20 protein-coding genes are annotated in these 20377 nt (G+C 60.9%); 12 read left to right on the top strand and 8 right to left on the bottom strand.

From position 1 onward, the window contains the following. Positions 1–115: 115 nt before the first annotated feature. A complete protein-coding gene (locus tag ABV589_RS03195; protein WP_367084828.1) occupies positions 116–499 on the bottom strand; it encodes a tautomerase family protein in 384 nt (127 codons plus the stop codon). A gap of 230 nt (positions 500–729) precedes the next feature. Between ABV589_RS03195 and ABV589_RS03190 the strand changes: the two genes are divergently transcribed. The 4 genes from ABV589_RS03190 (at position 730) to ABV589_RS03175 (ending at position 4469) form a co-directional block, all read left to right on the top strand. Beyond that, positions 730–924: a hypothetical protein gene (locus ABV589_RS03190; protein ID WP_367084826.1), complete on the top strand. Its 195-nt coding sequence runs from the start codon at positions 730–732 to the stop codon at positions 922–924. A 46-nt stretch (positions 925–970) separates the two neighbouring features. Then, entirely contained in the window at positions 971–1141 is a 171-nt protein-coding gene (locus ABV589_RS03185; protein WP_007965765.1) for a hypothetical protein, read from the top strand. Positions 1142–1393: 252 nt separating this feature from the next. Next, positions 1394–2674, top strand: coding sequence for an HAAAP family serine/threonine permease (locus ABV589_RS03180; RefSeq protein WP_367086166.1), 1281 nt, complete (start codon positions 1394–1396; stop codon positions 2672–2674). A gap of 142 nt (positions 2675–2816) precedes the next feature. Beyond that, a complete protein-coding gene (locus ABV589_RS03175) occupies positions 2817–4469 on the top strand; it encodes a SulP family inorganic anion transporter (protein WP_367084825.1) in 1653 nt (550 codons plus the stop codon). Positions 4470–4646: 177 nt separating this feature from the next. Here the strand turns inward: ABV589_RS03175 and acnB are convergent, their stop codons facing one another. Continuing rightward, positions 4647–7256: a bifunctional aconitate hydratase 2/2-methylisocitrate dehydratase gene (gene acnB / locus ABV589_RS03170; RefSeq protein WP_027613175.1), complete on the bottom strand. Its 2610-nt coding sequence runs from the start codon at positions 7254–7256 to the stop codon at positions 4647–4649. 467 nt (positions 7257–7723) lie between these two features. Here acnB and ABV589_RS03165 point away from each other — a divergent pair, with 467 nt between their 5' ends. Further along, the gene (locus ABV589_RS03165) at positions 7724–8194 is read left to right on the top strand and encodes a DUF1289 domain-containing protein (RefSeq protein WP_007965774.1); all 471 of its coding nucleotides are present in this window, start codon (positions 7724–7726) and stop codon (positions 8192–8194) included. A 228-nt stretch (positions 8195–8422) separates the two neighbouring features. Here ABV589_RS03165 and ABV589_RS03160 read toward each other — a convergent pair whose 3' ends face one another. Beyond that, entirely contained in the window at positions 8423–9286 is an 864-nt protein-coding gene (locus ABV589_RS03160; RefSeq protein WP_367084824.1) for a universal stress protein, read from the bottom strand. 159 nt (positions 9287–9445) lie between these two features. Here ABV589_RS03160 and miaE point away from each other — a divergent pair, with 159 nt between their 5' ends. The 3 genes from miaE to ABV589_RS03145 all read left to right on the top strand — a co-directional run bounded on the left by miaE (position 9446) and on the right by ABV589_RS03145 (position 12196). Next, positions 9446–10054, top strand: a complete 609-nt coding sequence (gene miaE, locus ABV589_RS03155) for a tRNA isopentenyl-2-thiomethyl-A-37 hydroxylase MiaE (protein WP_367084823.1) — start codon at positions 9446–9448, stop codon at positions 10052–10054. A 147-nt stretch (positions 10055–10201) separates the two neighbouring features. After that, entirely contained in the window at positions 10202–10909 is a 708-nt protein-coding gene (locus ABV589_RS03150; RefSeq protein WP_367084821.1) for a response regulator, read from the top strand. After that, positions 10910–12196: an ATP-binding protein gene (locus ABV589_RS03145; RefSeq protein ID WP_367084820.1), complete on the top strand. Its 1287-nt coding sequence runs from the start codon at positions 10910–10912 to the stop codon at positions 12194–12196. It begins immediately after the preceding gene. A 124-nt stretch (positions 12197–12320) separates the two neighbouring features. On the opposite strand, the gene ABV589_RS03140 is transcribed toward ABV589_RS03145, so the two are convergent. Beyond that, positions 12321–12809 carry a GFA family protein gene (locus tag ABV589_RS03140; RefSeq protein ID WP_367084819.1) on the bottom strand — a complete coding sequence of 163 codons (489 nt, stop codon included), beginning with the start codon at positions 12807–12809 and terminating at the stop codon, positions 12321–12323. 231 nt (positions 12810–13040) lie between these two features. Between ABV589_RS03140 and ABV589_RS03135 the strand changes: the two genes are divergently transcribed. The 3 genes from ABV589_RS03135 (at position 13041) to ABV589_RS03125 (ending at position 16246) form a co-directional block, all read left to right on the top strand. Then, positions 13041–13925, top strand: a complete 885-nt coding sequence (locus ABV589_RS03135; protein ID WP_367084818.1) for a LysR substrate-binding domain-containing protein — start codon at positions 13041–13043, stop codon at positions 13923–13925. A 99-nt stretch (positions 13926–14024) separates the two neighbouring features. After that, a complete protein-coding gene (aguA, locus tag ABV589_RS03130; protein WP_367084817.1) occupies positions 14025–15146 on the top strand; it encodes an agmatine deiminase in 1122 nt (373 codons plus the stop codon). A gap of 2 nt (positions 15147–15148) precedes the next feature. After that, positions 15149–16246, top strand: coding sequence for an extracellular solute-binding protein (locus ABV589_RS03125; RefSeq protein ID WP_367086165.1), 1098 nt, complete (start codon positions 15149–15151; stop codon positions 16244–16246). A gap of 173 nt (positions 16247–16419) precedes the next feature. Here ABV589_RS03125 and ABV589_RS03120 read toward each other — a convergent pair whose 3' ends face one another. Genes ABV589_RS03120 through ABV589_RS03110 form a run of 3 tightly spaced genes read right to left on the bottom strand, consistent with a single transcriptional unit; the run spans position 16420 to position 18962 of the window. Next, the gene (locus tag ABV589_RS03120; protein ID WP_367084815.1) at positions 16420–17049 is read right to left on the bottom strand and encodes a DNA-3-methyladenine glycosylase; all 630 of its coding nucleotides are present in this window, start codon (positions 17047–17049) and stop codon (positions 16420–16422) included. Between the two features lies 1 nt (position 17050). Next, complete coding sequence (locus ABV589_RS03115; RefSeq protein WP_367084813.1) at positions 17051–17848, bottom strand: isocitrate lyase/phosphoenolpyruvate mutase family protein; 798 nt, start codon at positions 17846–17848, stop codon at positions 17051–17053. 31 nt (positions 17849–17879) lie between these two features. Beyond that, positions 17880–18962 carry a trifunctional transcriptional activator/DNA repair protein Ada/methylated-DNA--[protein]-cysteine S-methyltransferase gene (locus tag ABV589_RS03110; RefSeq protein ID WP_367084812.1) on the bottom strand — a complete coding sequence of 361 codons (1083 nt, stop codon included), beginning with the start codon at positions 18960–18962 and terminating at the stop codon, positions 17880–17882. A gap of 184 nt (positions 18963–19146) precedes the next feature. Between ABV589_RS03110 and ABV589_RS03105 the strand changes: the two genes are divergently transcribed. After that, a complete protein-coding gene (locus tag ABV589_RS03105; protein ID WP_367084810.1) occupies positions 19147–19560 on the top strand; it encodes a VOC family protein in 414 nt (137 codons plus the stop codon). A gap of 3 nt (positions 19561–19563) precedes the next feature. Here the strand turns inward: ABV589_RS03105 and ABV589_RS03100 are convergent, their stop codons facing one another. Then, positions 19564–20184: a LysE family translocator gene (locus tag ABV589_RS03100; protein WP_367084809.1), complete on the bottom strand. Its 621-nt coding sequence runs from the start codon at positions 20182–20184 to the stop codon at positions 19564–19566. Positions 20185–20377: the final 193 nt, after the last annotated feature.

The following is a 20377-nucleotide window of genomic DNA, read 5'->3' as shown; positions in this document are numbered from 1 at the left end:
GGATTCATCTCAGGCAGCAACACCACGACCCGCCGGTGGCGGTCGTGGTGGTACGGGTGAGGTGCAGCGGGCGAAGGTTCATGCCGCCGATCATGCTGGCGGCGGCGAAGGGCTGTCAACTGGCGTATTGAGCGATGCCGTTGCCGAACGACCAATTCTCCTTTTTGACTTCCACCAGATTGATGAACACGTCTTCCAGGCGGATGCCCAGTTGGCTGTTCAGGCTGTGCGCGATGGTCTGGTACAGGGCTTTTTTCTGCTCCAGCGTCCGCCCTTCATTGAGGGTGATCTGGATGATCACCAACTGATCGCTGCGCTGGATGCCCAGGTACTGCGGGTCGAAGATGAAATGTTCGCCATCATGCTCGTTGAGAATCTGGAAGTTGTCGTGCTCCGGCACGTTGATGGTGCTGCGCATGGCGGCGTAGATCTGCTCGCCGATGCGTTTGGCGAAGGTGGGGTCAGAGTGTTTTTTGATTTCGACGCGCACGAGGGGCATGGGCAAAGACTCCGTTGGGCAAGGGACTCCTCTCACGCTAGAACATGTCGGCCAGATTGAAAGTGTGGGGTGATGAATTCGCCGCTGTTTTTGTACGAGGCTACCTACAATTTTCGCGGATTTTGCCTACGAATCTGGCAGATGCATCTGCTATCGGAAGGGTGATGAACGCGAAATCATGTGGGCACAAAGCAGCCCGGGCAGGGACTGCCGGCAGCCAAGGAAGGCGAATGCTCAAGAACGATCTTGAAAATCTGGAACTCGACAGGCTGGAGAATGAGTCAAGAAAGCTTGTGGCCGAAAGGAAAAAGCTATTGGCGGAGGAAAAAAAGCTTAAGAGAGAGACAAATTTATATCCGCTCGCAGTTATAGCTGGGGTGGTGACAGCAATCACCGCAGTAGCAGGCGTTTTCTTCAAGTTTTGATTGTTCGTTTCACAACCGTCCGACCCATGATCCAAAGGAAAACCACATGAGTACCTATGATCGCAAAGCCAGAATGGAACAACTGGAACGTGAACACGATGAGTGGGAAGAAAGAATGCGCATCAAAAACAAGGGCGATATGTACCCAATCTGGGGAATGCTGGCGTTCGGCCTGTTTTGCATGTCACTCGGATTCATGCTGGCTCGATCGATCTGATCAAGTCGTCTCGCTCGTATGACGTTGAAACTTGCCGGAAAACGACATTTCACGTATCCGGAGCCGACAGCCATTTTCCCGAAAACGACAACTCGCTGATCTGCTCCGCACAACCATTCCTCAGCTAAGTCTTTGCTTCTGCTCATTTATCGCGGAGAATCGCGCCCCTGTTTCGGCCGGAGCATGTCTGTCGGTTTTTTCCGACGCGTCCTGACCGAGTGGCAAGTGACCGGAATGCGGAGATCCGACCGGATGAATGATCAGGCCAATAGCGTCGACGAACGCTATGAAACGGCAGCACCAGCTGAACTGTCGAGCTGGAATCGCCATGACACCACGTGGATGTTGGGACTGTTCGGGACGGCCATTGGCGCCGGTACCCTGTTTTTGCCGATCAACGCCGGTCTGGGTGGCTTCTGGCCGCTGGTGATCCTCGCGCTGCTGGCCTTCCCGATGACGTTCTTCGCCCACCGAGGCCTGACCCGCTTCGTGCTTTCCGGTCGCGAAGGCGCCGACATCACCGAGGTGGTCGAGCAGCATTTCGGCATCAAGGCCGGTGCGCTGATCACCTTGCTGTACTTCTTCGCCATCTTCCCGATCCTGCTGATCTACAGCGTCGGCCTGACCAACACGGTCGCCAGCTTCCTCGAACACCAACTGCACATCACGCCGCCACCGCGCGCGCTGCTGTCGTTCGTGCTGATCCTCGGCCTGCTGGCCGTGGTGCGTTGCGGCGAGCAGGTGATCGTCAAGGCGATGAGCCTGATGGTGTATCCGTTCATCGTTGCGTTGCTGTTCCTCGCGGTGTACCTGATTCCGCACTGGAATGGCGGCATTCTCACCACCGCTTCGCAAGTACCGGCGCCGTCGGCGCTGCTGCACACGCTGTGGCTGGCGATTCCGGTGATGGTGTTCTCGTTCAACCACTCGCCGATCATCTCGGCCTTTGCGGTGGACCAGAAGCGTCGTTACGGCGTCAACGCTGACCAGCGCAGTTCGCAGATCCTCTTCCGCGCCCACCTGTTGATGGTGGTGATGGTGCTGTTTTTCGTCTTCAGTTGCGTGCTGACCCTGTCGCCGGAACAACTGGCCGAAGCCAAGGCGCAGAACCTGTCGATCCTGTCGTACCTGGCTAACCACTTCAGCAATCCGACCATCGCTTTCGCGGCGCCGTTGATTGCGTTCGTGGCGATTTCCAAGTCGTTCCTCGGCCACTACATCGGTGCCAGCGAAGGCCTCAAGGGCCTGATCGTCAAGAGCGGCAAGCGTCCGGGCGCCAAGGCGCTGGATCGCATCGTGGCGGCGTTCATGCTGGTGGTGTGCTGGATCGTCGCTACCCTGAACCCGAGCATTCTCGGGATGATCGAGACCATCGGTGGCCCGGTGATCGCGGCGATCCTGTTCCTGATGCCGATGTACGCGATCCGTAAAGTGCCGGCGATGGCGCGTTATCGCGGTCAGGCGTCGAACGTGTTTGTTACCGCCGTGGGTCTGGTGGCGATTTCGGCGTTGATTTATTCGCTGACCGCTTAGAGATCAAGAGATCGCAGCCTGCGGCAGCTACAACAGGAATACCTTGTGGGAGCTGCCGCAGGCTGCGATCTTTCGCTTTTCAGCTACAGTGGCCGCTGTGCGTGATGCGCACAGCGGCTTTTTTTCGTCTGGAGACCGTGGATTGTCGAGCGCGCCCCAATCTGTAGAACCCCTCAATCGCTGGCAGGACATCCTCGCCGGTCTGTCGATTGCCGGGCTGTTGTTGCCCGAAGCGGTCGCTTATTCGACCATCGCCGCGCTGGCGCCGCAGGCCGGGGTGATTGCGCTGTTTGCCGGTCTGCTGTGTTATGGGTTGTTTGGCACCAGCCGCTTTGCCATTGTTTCTGCTACGTCATCTTCGGCAGCGGTGCTGGCGGCGGCCACGGCGACGATGGCCAATGGCGACCCGCAACTGCGCGCGACGCTGGCGGTCGGGCTGGTGCTGGTCACCGGCGGGCTGTTCTTGCTGGCGGGGATCTTCCGTTTCGGCAGTGTCACCGCGTTTATCGCCAAACCGGTATTGCGCGGATTCGCTTTCGGCCTCGCGCTGACCATCATCCTCAAGCAGGTCGCCAGCGTGGTCGGCGTGCACCTGACCGACGCCAATCTGGTGCGCTTCGCCCCGCAATTGCTTGAACAACTGCCGCAATGGAACTGGCCGGCGGCGGCTGTCGCAGCGGTGGCACTGGTGCTGTTGGGGCTGTTCTCGCGCTTTCCACGGGTCCCCGGCGGTTTGCTGGTGGTGGTGATCGGGATCGTCGCCGGGCAATGGCTGAACCTGCCGGCCCATGGCGTGAGCATGATTGGCTTGATCGACCTGAGCCTGGAGGTGCCAAGCCTGCCGCTGCTGCCGTTTGCCGACTGGCTGCGGCTGGGGGAGGTGGGGTTCGCGCTGGTGATGATTCTGTATGCCGAGTCGTACGGCTCGATCAGTTCGTTCGCCCTCAAGCACGGTGATCGTGTCACTTCCAATCGCGATCTGCTGGCACTCGGCGCAGCGAACTTGTTGTCCGGATTGTTCCATGGCATGCCGGCGGGGGCGGGGTATTCGGCGACGTCGGCGAACGAGGCCGCCGGGGCGACTTCTCGCTGGGCCGGTGGGGTGGCGGCGCTGGTGGTGCTGGTGATCGTGCTGACGGTGCTGCCGTGGATCGCCCTGACGCCGGAACCGATTCTGGCGGCCATCGTGATTCATGCGCTGGCGCGTGGCTTGAGCCTGCAGCCGCTGGGGCGCTACTTCGTCTGGCGCCGGGATCGGCTGCTGGTGTTGTGTGCGGTGGCGGCGGTGCTGCTGCTGGGCATTCTCGACGGCTTGCTGGTGTCGGTGGCGATCAGCGTGCTGCTGATGCTCAAACAGATGTCGGCGGCGGACATTCAGGTGCTCGGGCGCATTGATGGCGGGCATGATTTTGTCGATGTGCAACGTCATCCGACGGCGACAACCGAGCCCGGAGTGCTGATTGTGCGGCCCAGTGAGGCGTTGTTCTTTGCCAACGTCGAGCGGGTTCTTGGTGCGGCGTTGCGCTTGATTCGTCACTCGGACGCACCGCTGCACACAGTGATCCTGAGTCTGGAGGAAACCCCTGACCTGGACGGCACCAGCATCGAGGCGATGCAGGAGTTTTTCCTGCGGGTGCATCAGGAGGGCAAACGGCTGATTCTGGCGCGGCTCAAGCATGAGGCGCTGGCCGTGCTGGAGGCGTTGCCGGAGGTAACGGCCAATGGGGTGATACTCAGTGGGCTGAGCGTTGATGGTGCGGTCCATCAAGCCGTGAAACCTGACCTGACCCTGTAGGAGCTGCCGAAGGCTGCGATCTTTGCTCTTGATCTTAAAAAGCAGGATCAAAAGATCGCAGCCTTCGGCAGCTCCTACAGGGGAATGTCGAACACAAATGTATTTATCTGCTGAGAGCACGCATAAAAAAACGCCGCACATCTCACGATGGGCGGCGTTTTTCATTGCGTTGCAGCGTTAGGCTTGAACGACCGGAATCTTGGCGTTCGCAGCCGCTTCACGGAACTCGGCGATCTGGTCGAAGGACAGGTAGCGGTAGACATCGGCCGCCATGCTGTCGATCTTGCCAGCGTATTCCATGTACTCCTCGACGGTCGGCAGGCGACCCAGGATCGAAGCCACGGACGCCAGCTCGGCCGAAGCCAGGTAGACGTTCGCGCCGTCGCCCAGACGGTTCGGGAAGTTACGGGTCGACGTCGAGACCACGGTGCTGTTCGGCTCAACGCGTGCCTGGTTACCCATGCACAGCGAGCAGCCTGGCATTTCCATGCGTGCGCCAGCCTTGCCGTAGATGCCGTAGTAGCCTTCTTCGGTCAGTTGGTGAGCGTCCATCTTGGTCGGCGGCGACAGCCACAGACGGGTTGGCAGCTGACCCTTGACCTGATCCAGCAGTTTACCGGCAGCACGGAAGTGACCGATGTTGGTCATGCACGAACCGATGAACACTTCGTCGATCTTCTCGCCAGCCACGCTGGACAGCAGACGGGCGTCGTCCGGATCGTTTGGTGCGCACAGTACCGGCTCGTTGATGTCGGCCAGATCGATTTCGATGACTTCGGCGTATTCGGCGTCGGCATCGGCTTCCATCAGCTCAGGGTTGGCGATCCAGGCTTCCATCGCTTGTGCACGACGTTCCAGGGTACGCGCATCGCCGTAGCCTTCGCCGATCATCCAGCGCAGCAGGGTGATGTTGGACTGCAGGTACTCGGTGATCGACTCTTTCGACAGCTTGATGGTGCAACCGGCAGCCGAACGTTCGGCCGAGGCGTCGGACAGTTCGAACGCCTGCTCCAGGGTCAGACCTTCCAGGCCTTCGATCTCCAGGATGCGGCCGGAGAAGGCGTTTTTCTTGCCTTTCTTCTCGACGGTCAGCAGACCGTTCTGGATGGCGAAGTAAGGAATGGCATGAACCAGGTCACGCAGGGTGATGCCAGGTTTCATTTTGCCTTTGAAGCGCACCAGGATCGATTCCGGCATGTCCAGCGGCATGACGCCGGTGGCTGCGGCGAACGCGACCAGACCGGAACCGGCCGGGAACGAGATGCCCATCGGGAAACGGGTGTGCGAGTCACCACCGGTACCCACGGTATCCGGCAGCAGCATGCGGTTCAGCCACGAGTGGATGATGCCGTCGCCCGGACGCAGGGAAACGCCGCCGCGGGTCATGATGAAGTCAGGCAGGGTGTGGTGGGTGGTCACGTCGATCGGCTTCGGATACGCCGCGGTGTGGCAGAAGGACTGCATCACCAGGTCAGCGGAGAAGCCCAGGCACGCCAGGTCTTTCAGTTCGTCACGGGTCATCGGACCGGTGGTGTCCTGAGAACCTACGGTAGTCATTTTCGGTTCGCAGTAGGTGCCAGGACGAACGCCTTTGCCTTCTGCCAGACCGCACGCCTTGCCGACCATTTTCTGCGCCAGGGTGAAGCCCTTGGTGCTTTCAGCCGGTGCTTCCGGCTTCTTGAACAGATCGAATGCCGGCAGACCCAGTTCGGCACGAGCCTTCTCGGTCAGGCCACGGCCGATGATCAGCGGAATACGACCGCCGGCACGGACTTCGTCCAGCAGCACAGGGGTCTTCATTTCGAAGGTGGTGATGACTTCGTCGGTACCGTGCTTGCAGACTTTGCCAGCGTGCGGGTACAGGTCGATCACGTCGCCCATGTTCATGTTCGACACGTCGAACTCGATTGGCAGTGCGCCGGCATCTTCCATGGTGTTGTAGAAGATCGGAGCGATTTTGCTGCCGAAGCAGAAACCGCCAGCGCGCTTGTTTGGCACGTAAGGGATGTCGTCGCCGAAGAACCACAGCACCGAGTTGGTCGCCGATTTACGCGAGGAACCGGTACCGACCACGTCACCGACGTAGGCGATCGGGAAGCCTTGACCGCGCATTTCTTCGATCTGCTTCATCGGGCCGGTCTTGCCTTGCTCGTCCGGAACGATGCCGTCACGGGCCATTTTCAGCATGGCCAGGGCGTGCAGCGGGATATCAGGACGCGACCAGGCGTCTGGTGCAGGGGACAGGTCGTCGGTGTTGGTTTCGCCAGTGACCTTGAACACGCGCAGGCTGATCTTGTCGGCCAGCACCGGGCGCTTCTTGAACCACTCGCCGTCAGCCCAGGATTGCAGCACGGCTTTGGCGTGAACGTTGCCGTTCTTGGCTTTTTCAGCCACGTCGTGGAAGGCATCGAACATCAGCAGGGTGTGCTTGAGTTCTTCGGCAGCCACTGGCGCCAGCTCGGCGTTGTCCAGCAGTTCAACCAGAGTCACGATGTTGTAGCCGCCCTGCATGGTGCCGAGCAGTTCTACAGCGCGCTTCTTGTCCAGCAGAGGGGAGGTGACTTCGCCTTTGGCCAGGGCCGACAGGAAACCGGCTTTGACGTAAGCGGCTTCGTCCACTCCTGGTGGTACGCGATTGGTGATCAGGTCAACGAGGAAAGCTTCTTCGCCAGCCGGAGGATTCTTCAGCAGCTCGACCAGGCCTGCAGTTTGTTCGGCGTTAAGCGGCTGGGGAACGATACCCAGGGCTGCACGCTCTTCGATATGTTTGCGGTAGGCTTCAAGCACAGTTATTACCCTCATCAGTGGTCCCAAATGGGTGTCCGGGACGCTCATCCCGAAATTGCCGTACTCATGCACCGCACGACGTTGTGAGTCGTTTGGCCAGAATTACCGGCAATTCCTTACAGAAGCTGCTTTCAAAGTTTTACGCCTGCAGAACGGGGAGCTGATGAGGGTTGGCGTTGGGCTTTTCCCCGCTGGAAAAACCCTTCGCCAACACCGCTCTGAAGGAACGACTGTGCTCGTGACGCTTTGAAAACAGCTTCTAACGGACATTGGCGCCTTAAAAGGCTGGCTGATTCTACGGCAAAAAAAATTTAAAGGTAAGTCAGGCTCTATTGGACTTTGGTGGCGTTGTGCACGGGCAGGGTAAACCGCGAGCCAGCGCTTGCCCCTGACGTTTGAGGGGTGATCAATGCCCGACAAAGGGCTAACATGCCGGCCTGTTCCGCGTTTCAGTGTTTTGCCAATTTATGCCCAATCAGACCATCAAGACCCCCTGCGTCGGCCTCTGCTCCACTGTTTACGGCGATCTGGTGTGCCGTGGCTGCAAGCGTTTCCATCACGAAGTGATCCACTGGAATGGTTACGGCGAGGAGGAAAAGCGTGCGGTGTGGTTGCGGCTGGAACAATTGCTGTCACAAGTGATGGCGAGCAAGGTCGAGATCTTCGATCCGGCGCGCCTGCGCCAGCAGCTGGAACAGCGCAAGATCCGCTTCGTGCCGCATCAGTCGGAATATTGCTGGGCGTATCAGCTGATTGCGCGCGGGGCGCGGGTGATCATTAATCTGGAAGCCTACGGGATGGTGTTGCTGCCGGAGTTCCGCGACTGGAACCTGCCGGAGTTGCGCGATGCCATTGATCGGGAATTCTTCCTGCTGTCGGAAGCGCATTATCAGCGCTATATCGCACCGGGCTTCCTGAAAGACGCCTTCGGCGCCTAGAAGCTTCGCGAGCAGGCTCGCTCCCACAATGAATCGGAGTGGAATGCAGATCCTGCAGGCGCCAACAGATCTTGTTGGAGCTGGCTTGCCAGCGATGAGGGCAGTGCATCCAATGTCAATGTTGACTGACCCACCGCTATCGCTGGCAAGCCAGCTCCCACACGGATATGCATTCCAACTGTGGGAGCGAGCCTGCTCGCGAAGGGGCCGGTTCAGCCACCGCAGTCCTTAATGCTTCACCGCCAACTCCACCAGATGATCCTCAACCTCCTGCGGCTTGAGCACCAGCACGTCGCTTTCCAGCGCATCCAGCACCACCTCGGCGGTATTGCCGATCAACGCGCCTGACAACCCGGTCCGCGCCACGGTGCCGATCACAGTCACCGCCGCCTGCAGCTTGTGCGCCATGAACGGAATCAGCACATCCGCCGGGCCTTCCTCTATATGCAGGTGTTCATCATCGACATCGAACTCCGCCTGAAACGCCCGGCATTGCTCGCGATAACGCGCTTCGATGGTTTCGCTCCGCTGTAACGCCGGGTCGGCTGCCGAGAGCATCGGCGAGGGATGGGCGCTGATCACATGCAGATGCCCTTTGGCCAGGCTGGCGATGTCGTAGCCGTGATCGATGATCGTAGTGTGCAAATGCCGGTGTTCGCCATCGGCGTTACCGACATCGACCGCCGCGAGAATCACCCGGTCTTTCCACGGCGTGCAGGTTTTCACCAGCAGCACTGGGGTCGGGCAGTGACGCAGCAGCTTCCAGTCGGCCGGGGTCAGCAGGGCTTTTTTCAGGGAGCTGTCAGGGAAGTGCTGTTTGACCACCAGACCGCAGCCTTCGGCCTGCTGCACATCGATGATGGTTTCGTGCAGGCTCTCGTTCCACGCCTGTTCGGTGGTCACGCTATAGCCATCTGCTAAAAGTGCGGCTTTGAGCACGCCAAGCATGCCGGCGTGGTCGTGCTTGCGGTCACACACCAGCAGGTGCAGGTGCGCCTGGGTCACGCCGGCGATCAGCTTGGCGCGCTTGAGCGCCAGGCTTTCCGAATGTTCGGGTTCGATGACCACCAGAATGCTGCGAATGGCTTGCATGAGCGGAGTCTCCAGCAAAGAAAAGGCACGGCGTTGCACAACTATAGTTGCTGCTCATGCGCCTGCGACTTGATGCATATCAACGCCTGCGACTGGTGGTCTGCGGGCAGGCCGGTATAATCGGCGGCCTTTGCTCGTACACCTTTTACCGTGAGCCCCATGATCCTTCCCGAAATCCACGAATTCCTTGGCTGCCGCACGCCCGACGCCTGGGTCCAGGCGGCACTGGTCGATCAGGAAACCCTGCTGATCGACCACAAGAACTGCGAGTTCAAGGCCGCCAGCACCGCGCTGAGCCTGATTGCCAAGTACCATTCCCACGTCGACCTGATCAACATGATGTCGCGTCTGGCCCGGGAAGAACTGGTGCACCACGAACAAGTCATGCGCATCATGAAGCGCCGCAAGATCGAGCTGCGCCAGTTGCACGCCGGGCGCTACGCTTCGGGCCTGCGCAAAGTGGTGCGCAGCCACGAGCCGGTGAAACTGGTGGATACGCTGGTGGTCGGCGCGTTTATCGAGGCGCGCAGTTGTGAGCGTTTCGAGGCGCTGGTGCCGCATCTGGACGAAGAACTCGGCAAGTTCTATTTCGGCCTGCTGAAAAGCGAGGCGCGGCATTTTCAGGGTTATCTGAAACTGGCCTACCAGTACGGCGACGCGAAAGACATCGCTCAGGTGATCGACAGGGTTCGCGCGGCCGAGCAGGAGCTGATCGAGTCGCCGGATGAAGAGTTCCGCTTTCACAGTGGTGTGCCGGCCGCGGCCTGAAACACAAACTGTTAAAAACTCTTAAGAGTATGAAATATCACCAAAAACCGGCCCCCGCGGCCGGTTTTTACTGCCTGAAACAACGCCTTGCCACCGATTGCCGCCATACTGTCGCCCACTTCACACATGGGTTGGCAGACGGTCGTTATGGATAACCTGGGTTTTGGCAAAGTCCTGCTGGTCGAAGACGATGAGCGTCTGGCCACGCTGATTGCGCACTTTCTCGAGCAGCATGGCTACGAGGTGCGCGCGGTGCATCGCGGTGATCTGGCGGTGGCCGCGTTTCTCGAGTTCCAGCCCAAAGTGGTGGTGCTAGACCTGATGCTGCCGGGGCAGAGCGGCCTGCACGTGTGCCGGGAAATTCGCAGCGTGTCGGACACGCCGATCGTCATCCTCACCGCAAAGGAGGACGATCTCGACCACATCCTCGGTCTGGAGTCCGGCGCCGATGACTACGTGATCAAACCGATCAAACCGCCGGTATTGCTCGCGCGGCTGCGCGCCTTGCAGCGGCGCCAGGTACCGGAGACCGGCGTGGTCAGTGCGCTGGAGTTCGGCCGTTTGCGCATCGATCGCAGCTGTCGCGATGTGCGTCTGGCCGGCGAGATCATCGAGATGACCACCATGGAATTCGAATTGCTGTGGCTGCTGGCCAGCGCCGCCGGCAAGACTTTGTCCCGCGATGACATCCTCAACCGCATGCGCGGTATCGCTTTCGATGGGCTCAATCGCAGCGTCGACGTGTACATCAGCAAGTTGCGCAACAAACTCAAGGACAATCCCCGCGAACCGGTGTGCATCAAGACCGTGTGGGGCAAGGGTTATCTGTTCAATCCGTTCGCGTGGGAGCTGTAGATGCTGCGGTTATTCCTCGGGCTGTTTCTGGTGATGACGGTGGGGTTGGTGCTGGCCCTGCAAACCGTCGAGCACACCTTCAACGCCTTGCTCGACAACCAGATGCAGGCCTACAACCGCGAGGCGGTGCGGGGTCAGGCGTGGTCACTGGTCGAGCACATGCGTGATCAGCAGGGTGCGGCGCGCGAGCGGCAACTGGAGGCGTTGCGCCCGCATTACGGCTTGTCGCTGAAGCTGATCGAGGCCGATCAACTGGATCTCAGCCCCGAGGAAAAGGCCGAACTGGCGCAGAACCTGCTGGTGATTCGCGACAATTACACCCAGTTCATCAGCAACATCGACGGTGGCTCGCAACTGCTCAGCATCAAGCTGCCGCCCGAGCCGAGTCTGATGCCGTTTTACATCGCGGTGGCTTACGCGATGCTCGCGGTGCTGATCGGCATCGTGCTGTTTTTCTGGGTGCGTCCGCACTGGCGCGATCTGGAAAAACTGCGTCTGGCCGCCGAGCGCTTTGGCGACAACGATCTGTCGGTGCGCATTCAGCTGTCCAAGCGCTCGAACATCCGCGACCTGGCCGAACACTTCAACCTGATGGCGGCGCGCATCGAGAGCCTGATTGCCAATCAGCGCGAACTGACCAACGCGGTGTCCCACGAATTGCGTACGCCGATTGCGCGGCTGTCGTTCGAACTCGACCAGCTCAAGCAACAACCGGACGCCAGCCAGAACCGCGAACTGATCGCCGACATGTACGCCGACCTTGGCGAGCTGGAGGAAATGGTCTCCGAGCTGCTGACTTACGCCAGCCTCGAACGCGGCGCGACGGTGATCAAACGGGAAAACATTCAAGCGGCCAACTGGCTCGACAGCGTGGTCGGCAGCGTGGCGCTGGAGGCCGAAGCGGCGGGGGTGCAGTTGTTGATCGGTGACTGCCGGCTTGACACCGTGCGCATCGAGCCGCGTTTCATGGCGCGGGCGGTGATCAATCTGCTGCGCAATGCCATTCGTTATGCCGAGCAGCGTGTCGAGGTGACGCTGGTGCGCAGCGGCGATTACTACGAGGTGCGGGTCAACGACGACGGCCCGGGTGTGCCGGTAGAGGGCCGAGAGAAAATCTTCGAACCGTTCTCGCGGCTGGACGCCAGTCGCGACCGTCGTACCGGCGGTTTCGGCCTGGGATTGGCGCTGGTGCGGCGGGTGTCGCAGTCCCATGGCGGGCAGGTCGAGGTCGGGGAATCGGTGTGGGGTGGGGCGTCGTTTCGGATGACCTGGGCGCATCTGGACTGATTTGTGCTGTCAGTTCCGGCCCTATCGCTGGCAAGCCAGCTCCCACAGGTTACTGGGCGTACACAAAACCTGTGGGAGCTGGCTTGCCAGCGATAGGGCCATCAATCACAGCACAAGACTGGACTTATTTGACCAACCCCAGTCGCTCATGCCACTGCGCAATCGACTCCTCGGGATACACCGCAAACTGCTTGTCTTTGGGCTTGGCCTCCACCTCGACCCAAGGCGCCTTCGATCCCAGCATCAAATGCGTATGCTCCGGCGGCACCGGCAGCGGTGTATCGATGGCCGAAGCGAACGGATGAATCAGCTCTGGCCATTCCGGGCTGAACAGCCACAAGCCGCTGCCGCACTGTGAGCAGAAATGCCGCTCGGCCGTGCTGCGATGGGCACGTTTTTCACCTGCTTCCTTCATCTTCGCGTGGTAGATGCTGATGTGCTTGCGGCCCTGAACCTTGAGGCTGGCCGCATCGCCACCGAGGTTGATCGCGTAACCGCCACCGCCCTGAGTCTTGCGGCAGATCGAGCAGTAGCAGCGTTGATAAGGGTAGGGATGGGCGCTGGTCAGGCTGAAAGTGACGGCGCCGCAATGGCAGGAGCCTTCGAGGTGCATGAGGGGGCCTCCAGTGGCTGAAGTGGTGCGGTTGAGCCTAGAAGGTTTGTGGCGATCATGCAGACGCCATCGCTGGCAAGCCAGCTCCCACAGTGATTTTTGGTGTGCGCGGCTTTGCCATTCGACACAGAACCTGTGGGAGCTGGCTTGCCAGCGATGAACGATGACGCGGTCGCACTGGACGCCCACCGCCAGCCCGGTCAGCATGTCCCAAAAAAGGCACCCAAACCCATGCGAAGACTCCCCTCACTGGCGGCCCTGCGAACCTTCGAATGCGCCGCCCGCCACGCGCATTTCGGCCGGGCTGCGGCCGAGTTGTGCGTCACCGACAGCGCGGTCAGCCACCAGATTCGCCAGCTCGAAGAGCAACTCGGCGTCTCGCTGTTCATCCGCGAAGGCCGGCAGATCCGTCCGACTATTGCCGCCGGGCGCTTGATGCAGAGCCTGCAGCAGGCCTTCGAACTGATCGGTGAAGCCTGTGATGAACTGCGCGATCCATCCTCGCTGGCGGTGTTGCGGCTGGCGGTCACCGCCGAGCTGGCGCAAAAGTGGCTGATGAACCGCCTCACCGATTTCTACGCACGCTATCCGCACATCACCCTGCACCTCTACGAACAGCCGATCGACGCCAGCGCGCCGGGCGAAGACATCGACCTGGCGATCACCTACGGCACCGGACCGGTGGACAGCAGCGCGTATTTCGTGCGGCCGTTGCCGGCGCTGCATTTTTTCCCGGTGTGCAGCCCCGGGCTGTTCAACCAGGGCAGTCTGAAATTCCCGAAAGACCTGGCCCGTCATTGCCTGCTGCACGACGATCAGGACGGCAAAACCTGGACCGCCTGGCTGACCAGCCACGCCGGCGACCTGCGCCCGCAGCGCCAACTGTATTTCGCCCATGCCGGCCTGGCGCTGGAAGCGGCGGCGCAGGGGCAGGGTGTGGCAATGGGCGACAACCTTACCGCGCAGGAGGACTTGCTGAGCGGGCGGCTGGTGCGGCCATTCACGTCAAGCATGACCGCGCTCGGCCAATACGCGCTGGTCTGCGAGCGGCTGCGCCTGGAGCGTCCGGCGGTGGCACAGATGCTCGAATGGTTCAACGATCAACTGGCCGATTGATGAGTTGAATTCAACTGTTCCGCAATAATCATCGTTGGCGGGCCTGCCGCCTGCGATCGTAGCCTGTGGTCATTCCCAACCCCAAGACGAGGTTTGACCATGGCACGTTTGCTCGACTCCACCCCCAAGCGCGACGGCTTCCGTCTGCCCGGCGAATTCGAAGCCAAATCCGGCTGCTGGCTCGGCTGGCCGGAGCGCACCGACGTGTGGCGCAACGGCGCGAAACCGGCGCAGAAAGTCTGGGTGCAGATCGTCACCGCCATCTCCCACAGCGAACCAGTCACCGTGTGCGCCTCTGCCGCGCAATTCGCCACCGCCCGCCGCCAGTTGCCGCCGCAAGTGCGCGTGGTCGAGATGACCTGCAATGACACCTGGTTCCGCGACAGCGGCCCGTGCTTTGTGGTCAACGACCAGAGCGGCGAAGTGCGTGGCGTCGACTTCGAATTCAATGCCTATGGCGGGCTCGACGGTGGCCTCTACTACCCGTGGGACAAGGACGATCAGATCGCCAGCAAGATCCTCGAAATCGAACGTTTCGACCGTTACCGCGCACCGCTGATAGCCGAACTTGGCGGCATCCAGAGCGATGGTCAGGGCAGCATCCTCACCACCGAACAGTGCCTGCTCAACCGCAATCGCAATCAGCATCTGGGCAAGGCCGAGGTCACTCGACGCCTGACCGATTACCTCGGCGCCGAACAGGTGATCTGGCTGCCACGCGGCTGCAAGTTCGACGAGACCGATGGCCATGTCGATGACCTCGCTTGCTTCGTGCGCCCTGGCGAAGTGGTGCTGCAGTGGACCGACAACCGCGATGATCCGCAGTGGGAAATCTATCAGGAGGCCTACGACATCCTGCGCAGCACCCGCGACAGCCGTGGCCGCGAGTTGATCGTGCACAAGCTGCCGCAACCGGACGTGCTGGAGTGGACCGCCGAAGAAGCCGAAGGCCTCGATCAGCAGGACAGCACCCACACCCGCCAGGCCGGCACCCAAATCTGCGCGTCGTACATCAACTACTACGCCGGCAACAGCTCGATCGTGGTGCCGCTGTTCGGCGATCGCAACGATCAGGTGGCGCTGGCGACGCTGGCCGAACTGTTCCCGCAGCACAAGATCGTCGGCATCGAAAACTCCCGGGAAATCCTCCTCGGTGGCGGCAACGTCGCGTGCATCACCATGCCGCAGTACGCCGGCACGTCTAATCGCCAGGGGGTGTGATGATGGGCCTGCACAAACTGACTCAAGCGTTATTGCTGGTGCTTGCACCCCTGTGTGTGCAGGCCGCCGACACCGCCAGACCGGTGGTCAATCTATACATCTGGGGCGAGTACCTGGCCCCGGATACGCTGAAGAACTTCGAGACGCAGACCGGCATTCAGGTGGTCGCCGATCACTTCGATTCGCTGGAAACCGTGGAGACCAAACTGCTCACCGGGCGCAGCGGGTATGACCTGGTGCTGACCGCCGGGCAACACCTGTCGCGGGCCATCGAGAGCGGTGCGATCCAGCCGCTGGACAAGGCCCGGGTGCCGCACTTTGCCGGGGTTGGTGAGGAGTTTCGCCAGCACATGGCGGTATTCGATCCAGGCAACCGTTACGCCGGGATTTATGCCTGGGGCACTACTGGTGTGGGTTATCAGGAGCAGGCGATCAAGCAGCGTCTGCCGAATGCGCCGACCGACAGCTGGGCGATGCTGTTCGACCCGGCGGTGGTCTCGAAATTTGCCGACTGTGGCGTGAGTCTGCTCAACGATCCGAACGAAGTGTTCGCGGCGGTCATGAAGTACCTGGGCCTGGACATCAACCGCCAGAGCCTCGATGACCTGAAACTCGCCGAACAGCAACTGGCGAAGATCCGTCCGTACATCCGTTACTTCGACAACGACCTGAATATCAGCGACCTGGCCAACGGCAACACCTGCGTGGCGATGTCGTGGAACGGCAACGTGGCGATTGCAGCAGGTCAGGCGCAAGCGGCAAACAAGCCGTTTCAGCTCAGTTACCGCATCCCCAAAGAAGGTACGTTGATCTGGTTTGACGCCATGGTCATTCCCAAGGACGCGCCCCATCCACAGGCCGGGCTGGCGTTGATGGATTACCTGATGACCCCTGAGGTGATCGCGCCGATCACCGACACCATCCACTACGCCAATGCGATCACGGCGGCGGATAGTCTGGTGGATGCGTCGATCCGTAATGATCCGGGTACGTATCCGTCGGAGGCGGTGCGGGCTTCGCTGTACAGCAAGAATGACAATGGCAAGGCGTTCAATCGGGCTTTGATTCGGGCGTTCAGCAAGTTGAAGTCTGGCCTCTGAAAAGCCAACCCTCACCCCAGCCCTCTCCCGGAGGGAGAGGGAGCCGACCGAGGAGTCTTGCGTGATACATCGACCTGAAAATCCGGGGCGACTATTGGATTCACAGCCGCTATTTCAGGTCGGCGGATATCTCCAATCTCTCCCAGTCAGTTCCCTCTCCCTCCGGGAGAGGGCTAGGGTGAGGGCAGCGGTTTTGGCATGCGCCACAGGTACCAAGCCGCCACCGTCCGAAACGGACTCCACGCCAAGCCGATTTCGATCATCTGTCTGCGCGTCGGCTGCACCTCCAGCCCCTTCAATCGGCGATAGCCCTCGCGCACGCCAAAATCATCCGCCGGCAGAATATCCATGCGCTCCAGGCTGTAAATCAGCAGCATCTCCACGGTCCAGCGGCCAACCCCGCGCAGGCTGACCAAACGTTCAATCAGCGCCTCATCGTCCATCGCCAGCGCGGTGGGATAATCCGGTACCACGCCGTCCAGTGTTGCCTGGGCGATGCCCTGAATGGTCGCAATCTTGCCCGCCGAAAAACCGCAGCCGCGCAGTTGATCGAAGTCGGTCGCGAGAACCTGTTCCGGCCGGGGAAACGTCTGCCCCGGAAACAGCGCCACCAGACGCCCGACAATTGCATCCCCAGCCTTGGCGTGCAGTTGCTGATAGGCAATCGCCCGCACCAGCGATTCGTAAGGATCGCGCGCCGGGTGTGGTTGATGCAGACACGGGCCGACGGCTGCGACGTGGCGCTGCCAGTCCTCGTCGAGCGCGGCCAGAAACGCGCTGGCCGCCTGATAACGATCCGGCATGCTATTTCAGCAGTCCGTTGACTTCGCCGTAGGTCAGCGCCTTCAGGTCGTGGGTGTCGAGCTTGCCGCTGGCGAGGAAGCTTTTCACCAACGAGCCCATCGCGCCGTAGAGGAATTCGGCGATGCCAGACCCGGCGCTCAAGCGCCGCACACCCAGCGCTTGCAGCTCTGTCGGCGACGGCAGGCAGGCGAAGCCGAGCACGTTCACCGGCAGTGACGTGCCCTTGCAGATTGCCTCGATTTCATAGGTGGCGGTCACGCCGGCGGCAAACAGACCATCGGCGCCGGCGGCCTGATACAACGCCGAGCGGCGCAGGGTTTCGGCGACGCGATCCTCGGCCGGAACCAGACCCTTGAGGTAGACATCGGTGCGCGCGTTGATGAACAGCTTCACACCGCGTTTGCGGGCGACTTCGCGTGCCACATCGATCTTGCGCGCCAACAACTCCGGGGCGCCGCTGCCGTCCTCGATATTGATCCCGACCGCACCGGCAGCGAGCACCGCTTCGATGACTTCGGCCACACGCCCGAGGTCATCGGAATAGCCGGCCTCGATGTCCACGCTCAGCGGCACCTGGATCACCCGCGCGATGGATTCCACGGTTGAAATCAGCCGCTCGAGGGGCAGGGTGTTGCCGTCTGGATAACCATGCGCCCAAGCAACTGCCGCGCTGCTGGTGGCGACGGCTTTACCGCCCGCGTGCTCGACCAGCCGCGCACCGGTGGCGTCGGCGACGTTGGTCAGGATCAGCAGACCTTCCTGGTGTAACTGGTGGAACCGAGTGTCGAGCGCGTTCATCGAAATCCCTTCTTGTGAGTGGAGCAAAGCTTCAGAAAGCCAGTGGTTGCGTGAGCTGCACCGCAGCGTTTTCCAGCCTCAGCAGAAACGCCTTGCGCGGCTGCCCACCACCATAGCCGGTCAACGAACCGTCCGCACCGATCACCCGATGGCACGGCACCACGATCGCCAGCCGATTGTGCCCGTTGGCCAGCCCCACCGCACGACTGGCGCCGGGTTTGCCCAAGCGTGCCGCGAGGCTGCCATAGGTGCTGGTCTGGCCGTATGGAATTTGCAGCAGTTGCTCCCAGACTTGCCGGTCGAACGCGCTGCCGGGCAGGTGCAGCGGCACGCTGAACAGAGTGCGGGTCCCGGCAAAATATTCGTTGAGTTGCGCTTCGATCTGCCGCAAATACGCGTTGTGCCCCGGTGCGACCACGTAGCCGTGGCGGGTTTGCAGCTCTTCGACTTCGTGGGTCAACGCCGGGCGATCGAGAAACTCCAGCAACACCAGTCCGCGACGTTCGGCCATGGCGATCATCGGCCCCAGCGGCGTGGTCAGGCGGGTGAACAGCAGGGGTTCACTGTTGGCTGCGCGGCCCGGGGTGATGTGGAACGACTTCTGGAACGCATCGCGAAAACCGCTGAGCGATTCGTAGCCGGAATCGAATGCCGCATGGTCAATCGAGGTGCCTTGTTTGATCCCGCCCAGCGCCATACCGAGTCGGCGCGTACGCAGCCACGCATGGAAGGTCATGCCGAAATGCTGCTTGAACCAGCGCCGCAGCTTCAGCGGTTCGATGCCCTCGGCCAGCAACTGGGCGTCGCTCCAGCGCACTTCCGGGTCGGCATCGACCGCAGTGAGCAGGCGCTGCACCCAATCGGGGGCGATGGCTGCGGCGTCCAGCGGTTTGCAGCGCAGGCAGGCACGGTAGCCTGCGCTCAAGCACTCATCGGCGTGGGCGAAGAATTCGACGTTCTCCGGTTTCGGCTTGCGCGCCGTGCAGCTGGGGCGACAGAAGATCCCGGTGGTTTTCACGGCCGTGAAGAACACCCCCTCGTAGGCGGTGTCGCGTTCGAGCATGGCGCGAACCATCTCGGCGTGGGGTGGCAACAGTGCGGTTTGTATGTTCATGGCCTGAGAGTAAAACCAGATTCTCGATGGCTCCACCGAAAAATCGACAGTGAATTTCCAATTCCCCTGAACTACCGTGTAGGAGCTGCCGCAGGCTGCGATCTTTTGATCTTGTTTCTTAAAATCAAAGGCAAAAGATCGCAGCCTGCGGCAGCTCCTACAGAGTGGGTGAGGTGTCGAGTTTATGCATCCGTTTTCGATTCAACATATTGATCACATCGTCCTGCGCGTCGCCGATCTGCAACGCAGTATCGACTTTTACCGCCAGGTCTTCGGTGCCGAGGTGGTCAGGCACAACGAGCCATTGGGGCTGGTGCACCTGCGCGCCGGGACCTCAATGATCGACCTCGTCGACTTGCAAGGCGAACTGGGCAAAAAGGGTGGCGGGGCGGCCGGTACCGAGCGGCGCAACGTCGATCACTTCTGCCTGCGTATCGAGCCCTTTGATGAGCCGGCGCTGATCGAACACTTGCAGGCGCACGGTCTGACCGTGGAAAAAGCCGCCAGACGCTTCGGCGCCGAGGGCTACGGTCTCTCGTTGTATTGCTTCGACCCGGACGGCAATCAGGTCGAGCTCAAAGGGCCGTCCGAGGTTTAGGCATCACGCGCGCTTGGCCATCAACAACACCGAAGCCGCCGCCGACAACAGCCCTGCGCAGCAACGGTTGAAGATCCGTTTGCCGCGCGGCTCGGCGAACCAGCGGCGCATGTGCAGGCCCATCCACGCGTAGGCGCCGATCGCGATCCACTCAAGCAGCAGGAACAATGCGCCGAGTACCGCGAATTGCGCCGGCACCGGGCGGCCCGGGTCAACGAATTGCGGCAGAAACGCGGTGAACAGCAGGATCGCTTTCGGATTACCCGCGGCTACCAGAAACTCCTGACGCGCCAATTGCCAGAACCCCACCGACGCTGCCGCCACTTGCTGCTCGGCTTCGGGGTTGGCGCGCCAGAGTTGCCAGGCCAGATACAGCAGGTACGCCGCGCCAATGATCTTGATCGCATGGAACAGCCATTCCGAGGTCTGCAGTACTACCGACAGCCCAGCGCCAGCGAGGGCGATCATTGCGGCGAACGCGACAATCCGTCCGACACCGGCGGCGCACGCCCGACGATAGCCGTAGCGGGTGGCATTGCTCACCGACAGCAGGTTGTTCGGGCCGGGGGCCATGTTCAGGGCGAAACAGGCCGGGAGAAACAGCGATAGCGTGGCGAGATCCATGGGCTTGGGCTCCGGAAGCGATGACGCTTTTTTATCACAGGCGGCGGGCGCGTTGACCCGTACAGTCACGCGGTGCTGTCGCGGTACAGCGTTGGCAGGCTCTTTGATCGAGTCGAACTTTTCTGATTCTTCAGAACTCTGAAAGGTCTGAAGGCGCTGGTTTCGTCAGAAAAATCTGTGCGCCAAGTCAGAA

Origin of the sequence: Pseudomonas sp. HOU2 (assembly GCF_040729435.1) — a bacterium.
Classification (GTDB): Bacteria; Pseudomonadota; Gammaproteobacteria; order Pseudomonadales; family Pseudomonadaceae; genus Aquipseudomonas.
The sequence above is the reverse complement of the archived record's forward strand: the minus strand, read 5'-3'. Positions and strand labels throughout refer to the sequence as shown.

Coding starts and splice junctions, on each gene's coding strand:
- ABV589_RS03195 (WP_367084828.1), bottom strand. CDS start 499: ATGCCCCTCGTGCGCGTCGAAATCAAAAAACACTCTGACCCCACCTTC.
- ABV589_RS03190 (WP_367084826.1), top strand. CDS start 730: ATGCTCAAGAACGATCTTGAAAATCTGGAACTCGACAGGCTGGAGAAT.
- ABV589_RS03185 (WP_007965765.1), top strand. CDS start 971: ATGAGTACCTATGATCGCAAAGCCAGAATGGAACAACTGGAACGTGAA.
- ABV589_RS03180 (WP_367086166.1), top strand. CDS start 1,394: ATGAATGATCAGGCCAATAGCGTCGACGAACGCTATGAAACGGCAGCA.
- ABV589_RS03165 (WP_007965774.1), top strand. CDS start 7,724: ATGCCCAATCAGACCATCAAGACCCCCTGCGTCGGCCTCTGCTCCACT.
- ABV589_RS03160 (WP_367084824.1), bottom strand. CDS start 9,286: ATGCAAGCCATTCGCAGCATTCTGGTGGTCATCGAACCCGAACATTCG.
- miaE (WP_367084823.1), top strand. CDS start 9,446: ATGATCCTTCCCGAAATCCACGAATTCCTTGGCTGCCGCACGCCCGAC.
- ABV589_RS03150 (WP_367084821.1), top strand. CDS start 10,202: ATGGATAACCTGGGTTTTGGCAAAGTCCTGCTGGTCGAAGACGATGAG.
- ABV589_RS03145 (WP_367084820.1), top strand. CDS start 10,910: ATGCTGCGGTTATTCCTCGGGCTGTTTCTGGTGATGACGGTGGGGTTG.
- ABV589_RS03140 (WP_367084819.1), bottom strand. CDS start 12,809: ATGCACCTCGAAGGCTCCTGCCATTGCGGCGCCGTCACTTTCAGCCTG.
- ABV589_RS03135 (WP_367084818.1), top strand. CDS start 13,041: ATGCGAAGACTCCCCTCACTGGCGGCCCTGCGAACCTTCGAATGCGCC.
- aguA (WP_367084817.1), top strand. CDS start 14,025: ATGGCACGTTTGCTCGACTCCACCCCCAAGCGCGACGGCTTCCGTCTG.
- ABV589_RS03125 (WP_367086165.1), top strand. CDS start 15,149: ATGGGCCTGCACAAACTGACTCAAGCGTTATTGCTGGTGCTTGCACCC.
- ABV589_RS03120 (WP_367084815.1), bottom strand. CDS start 17,049: ATGCCGGATCGTTATCAGGCGGCCAGCGCGTTTCTGGCCGCGCTCGAC.
- ABV589_RS03115 (WP_367084813.1), bottom strand. CDS start 17,848: ATGAACGCGCTCGACACTCGGTTCCACCAGTTACACCAGGAAGGTCTG.
- ABV589_RS03110 (WP_367084812.1), bottom strand. CDS start 18,962: ATGAACATACAAACCGCACTGTTGCCACCCCACGCCGAGATGGTTCGC.
- ABV589_RS03105 (WP_367084810.1), top strand. CDS start 19,147: ATGCATCCGTTTTCGATTCAACATATTGATCACATCGTCCTGCGCGTC.
- ABV589_RS03100 (WP_367084809.1), bottom strand. CDS start 20,184: ATGGATCTCGCCACGCTATCGCTGTTTCTCCCGGCCTGTTTCGCCCTG.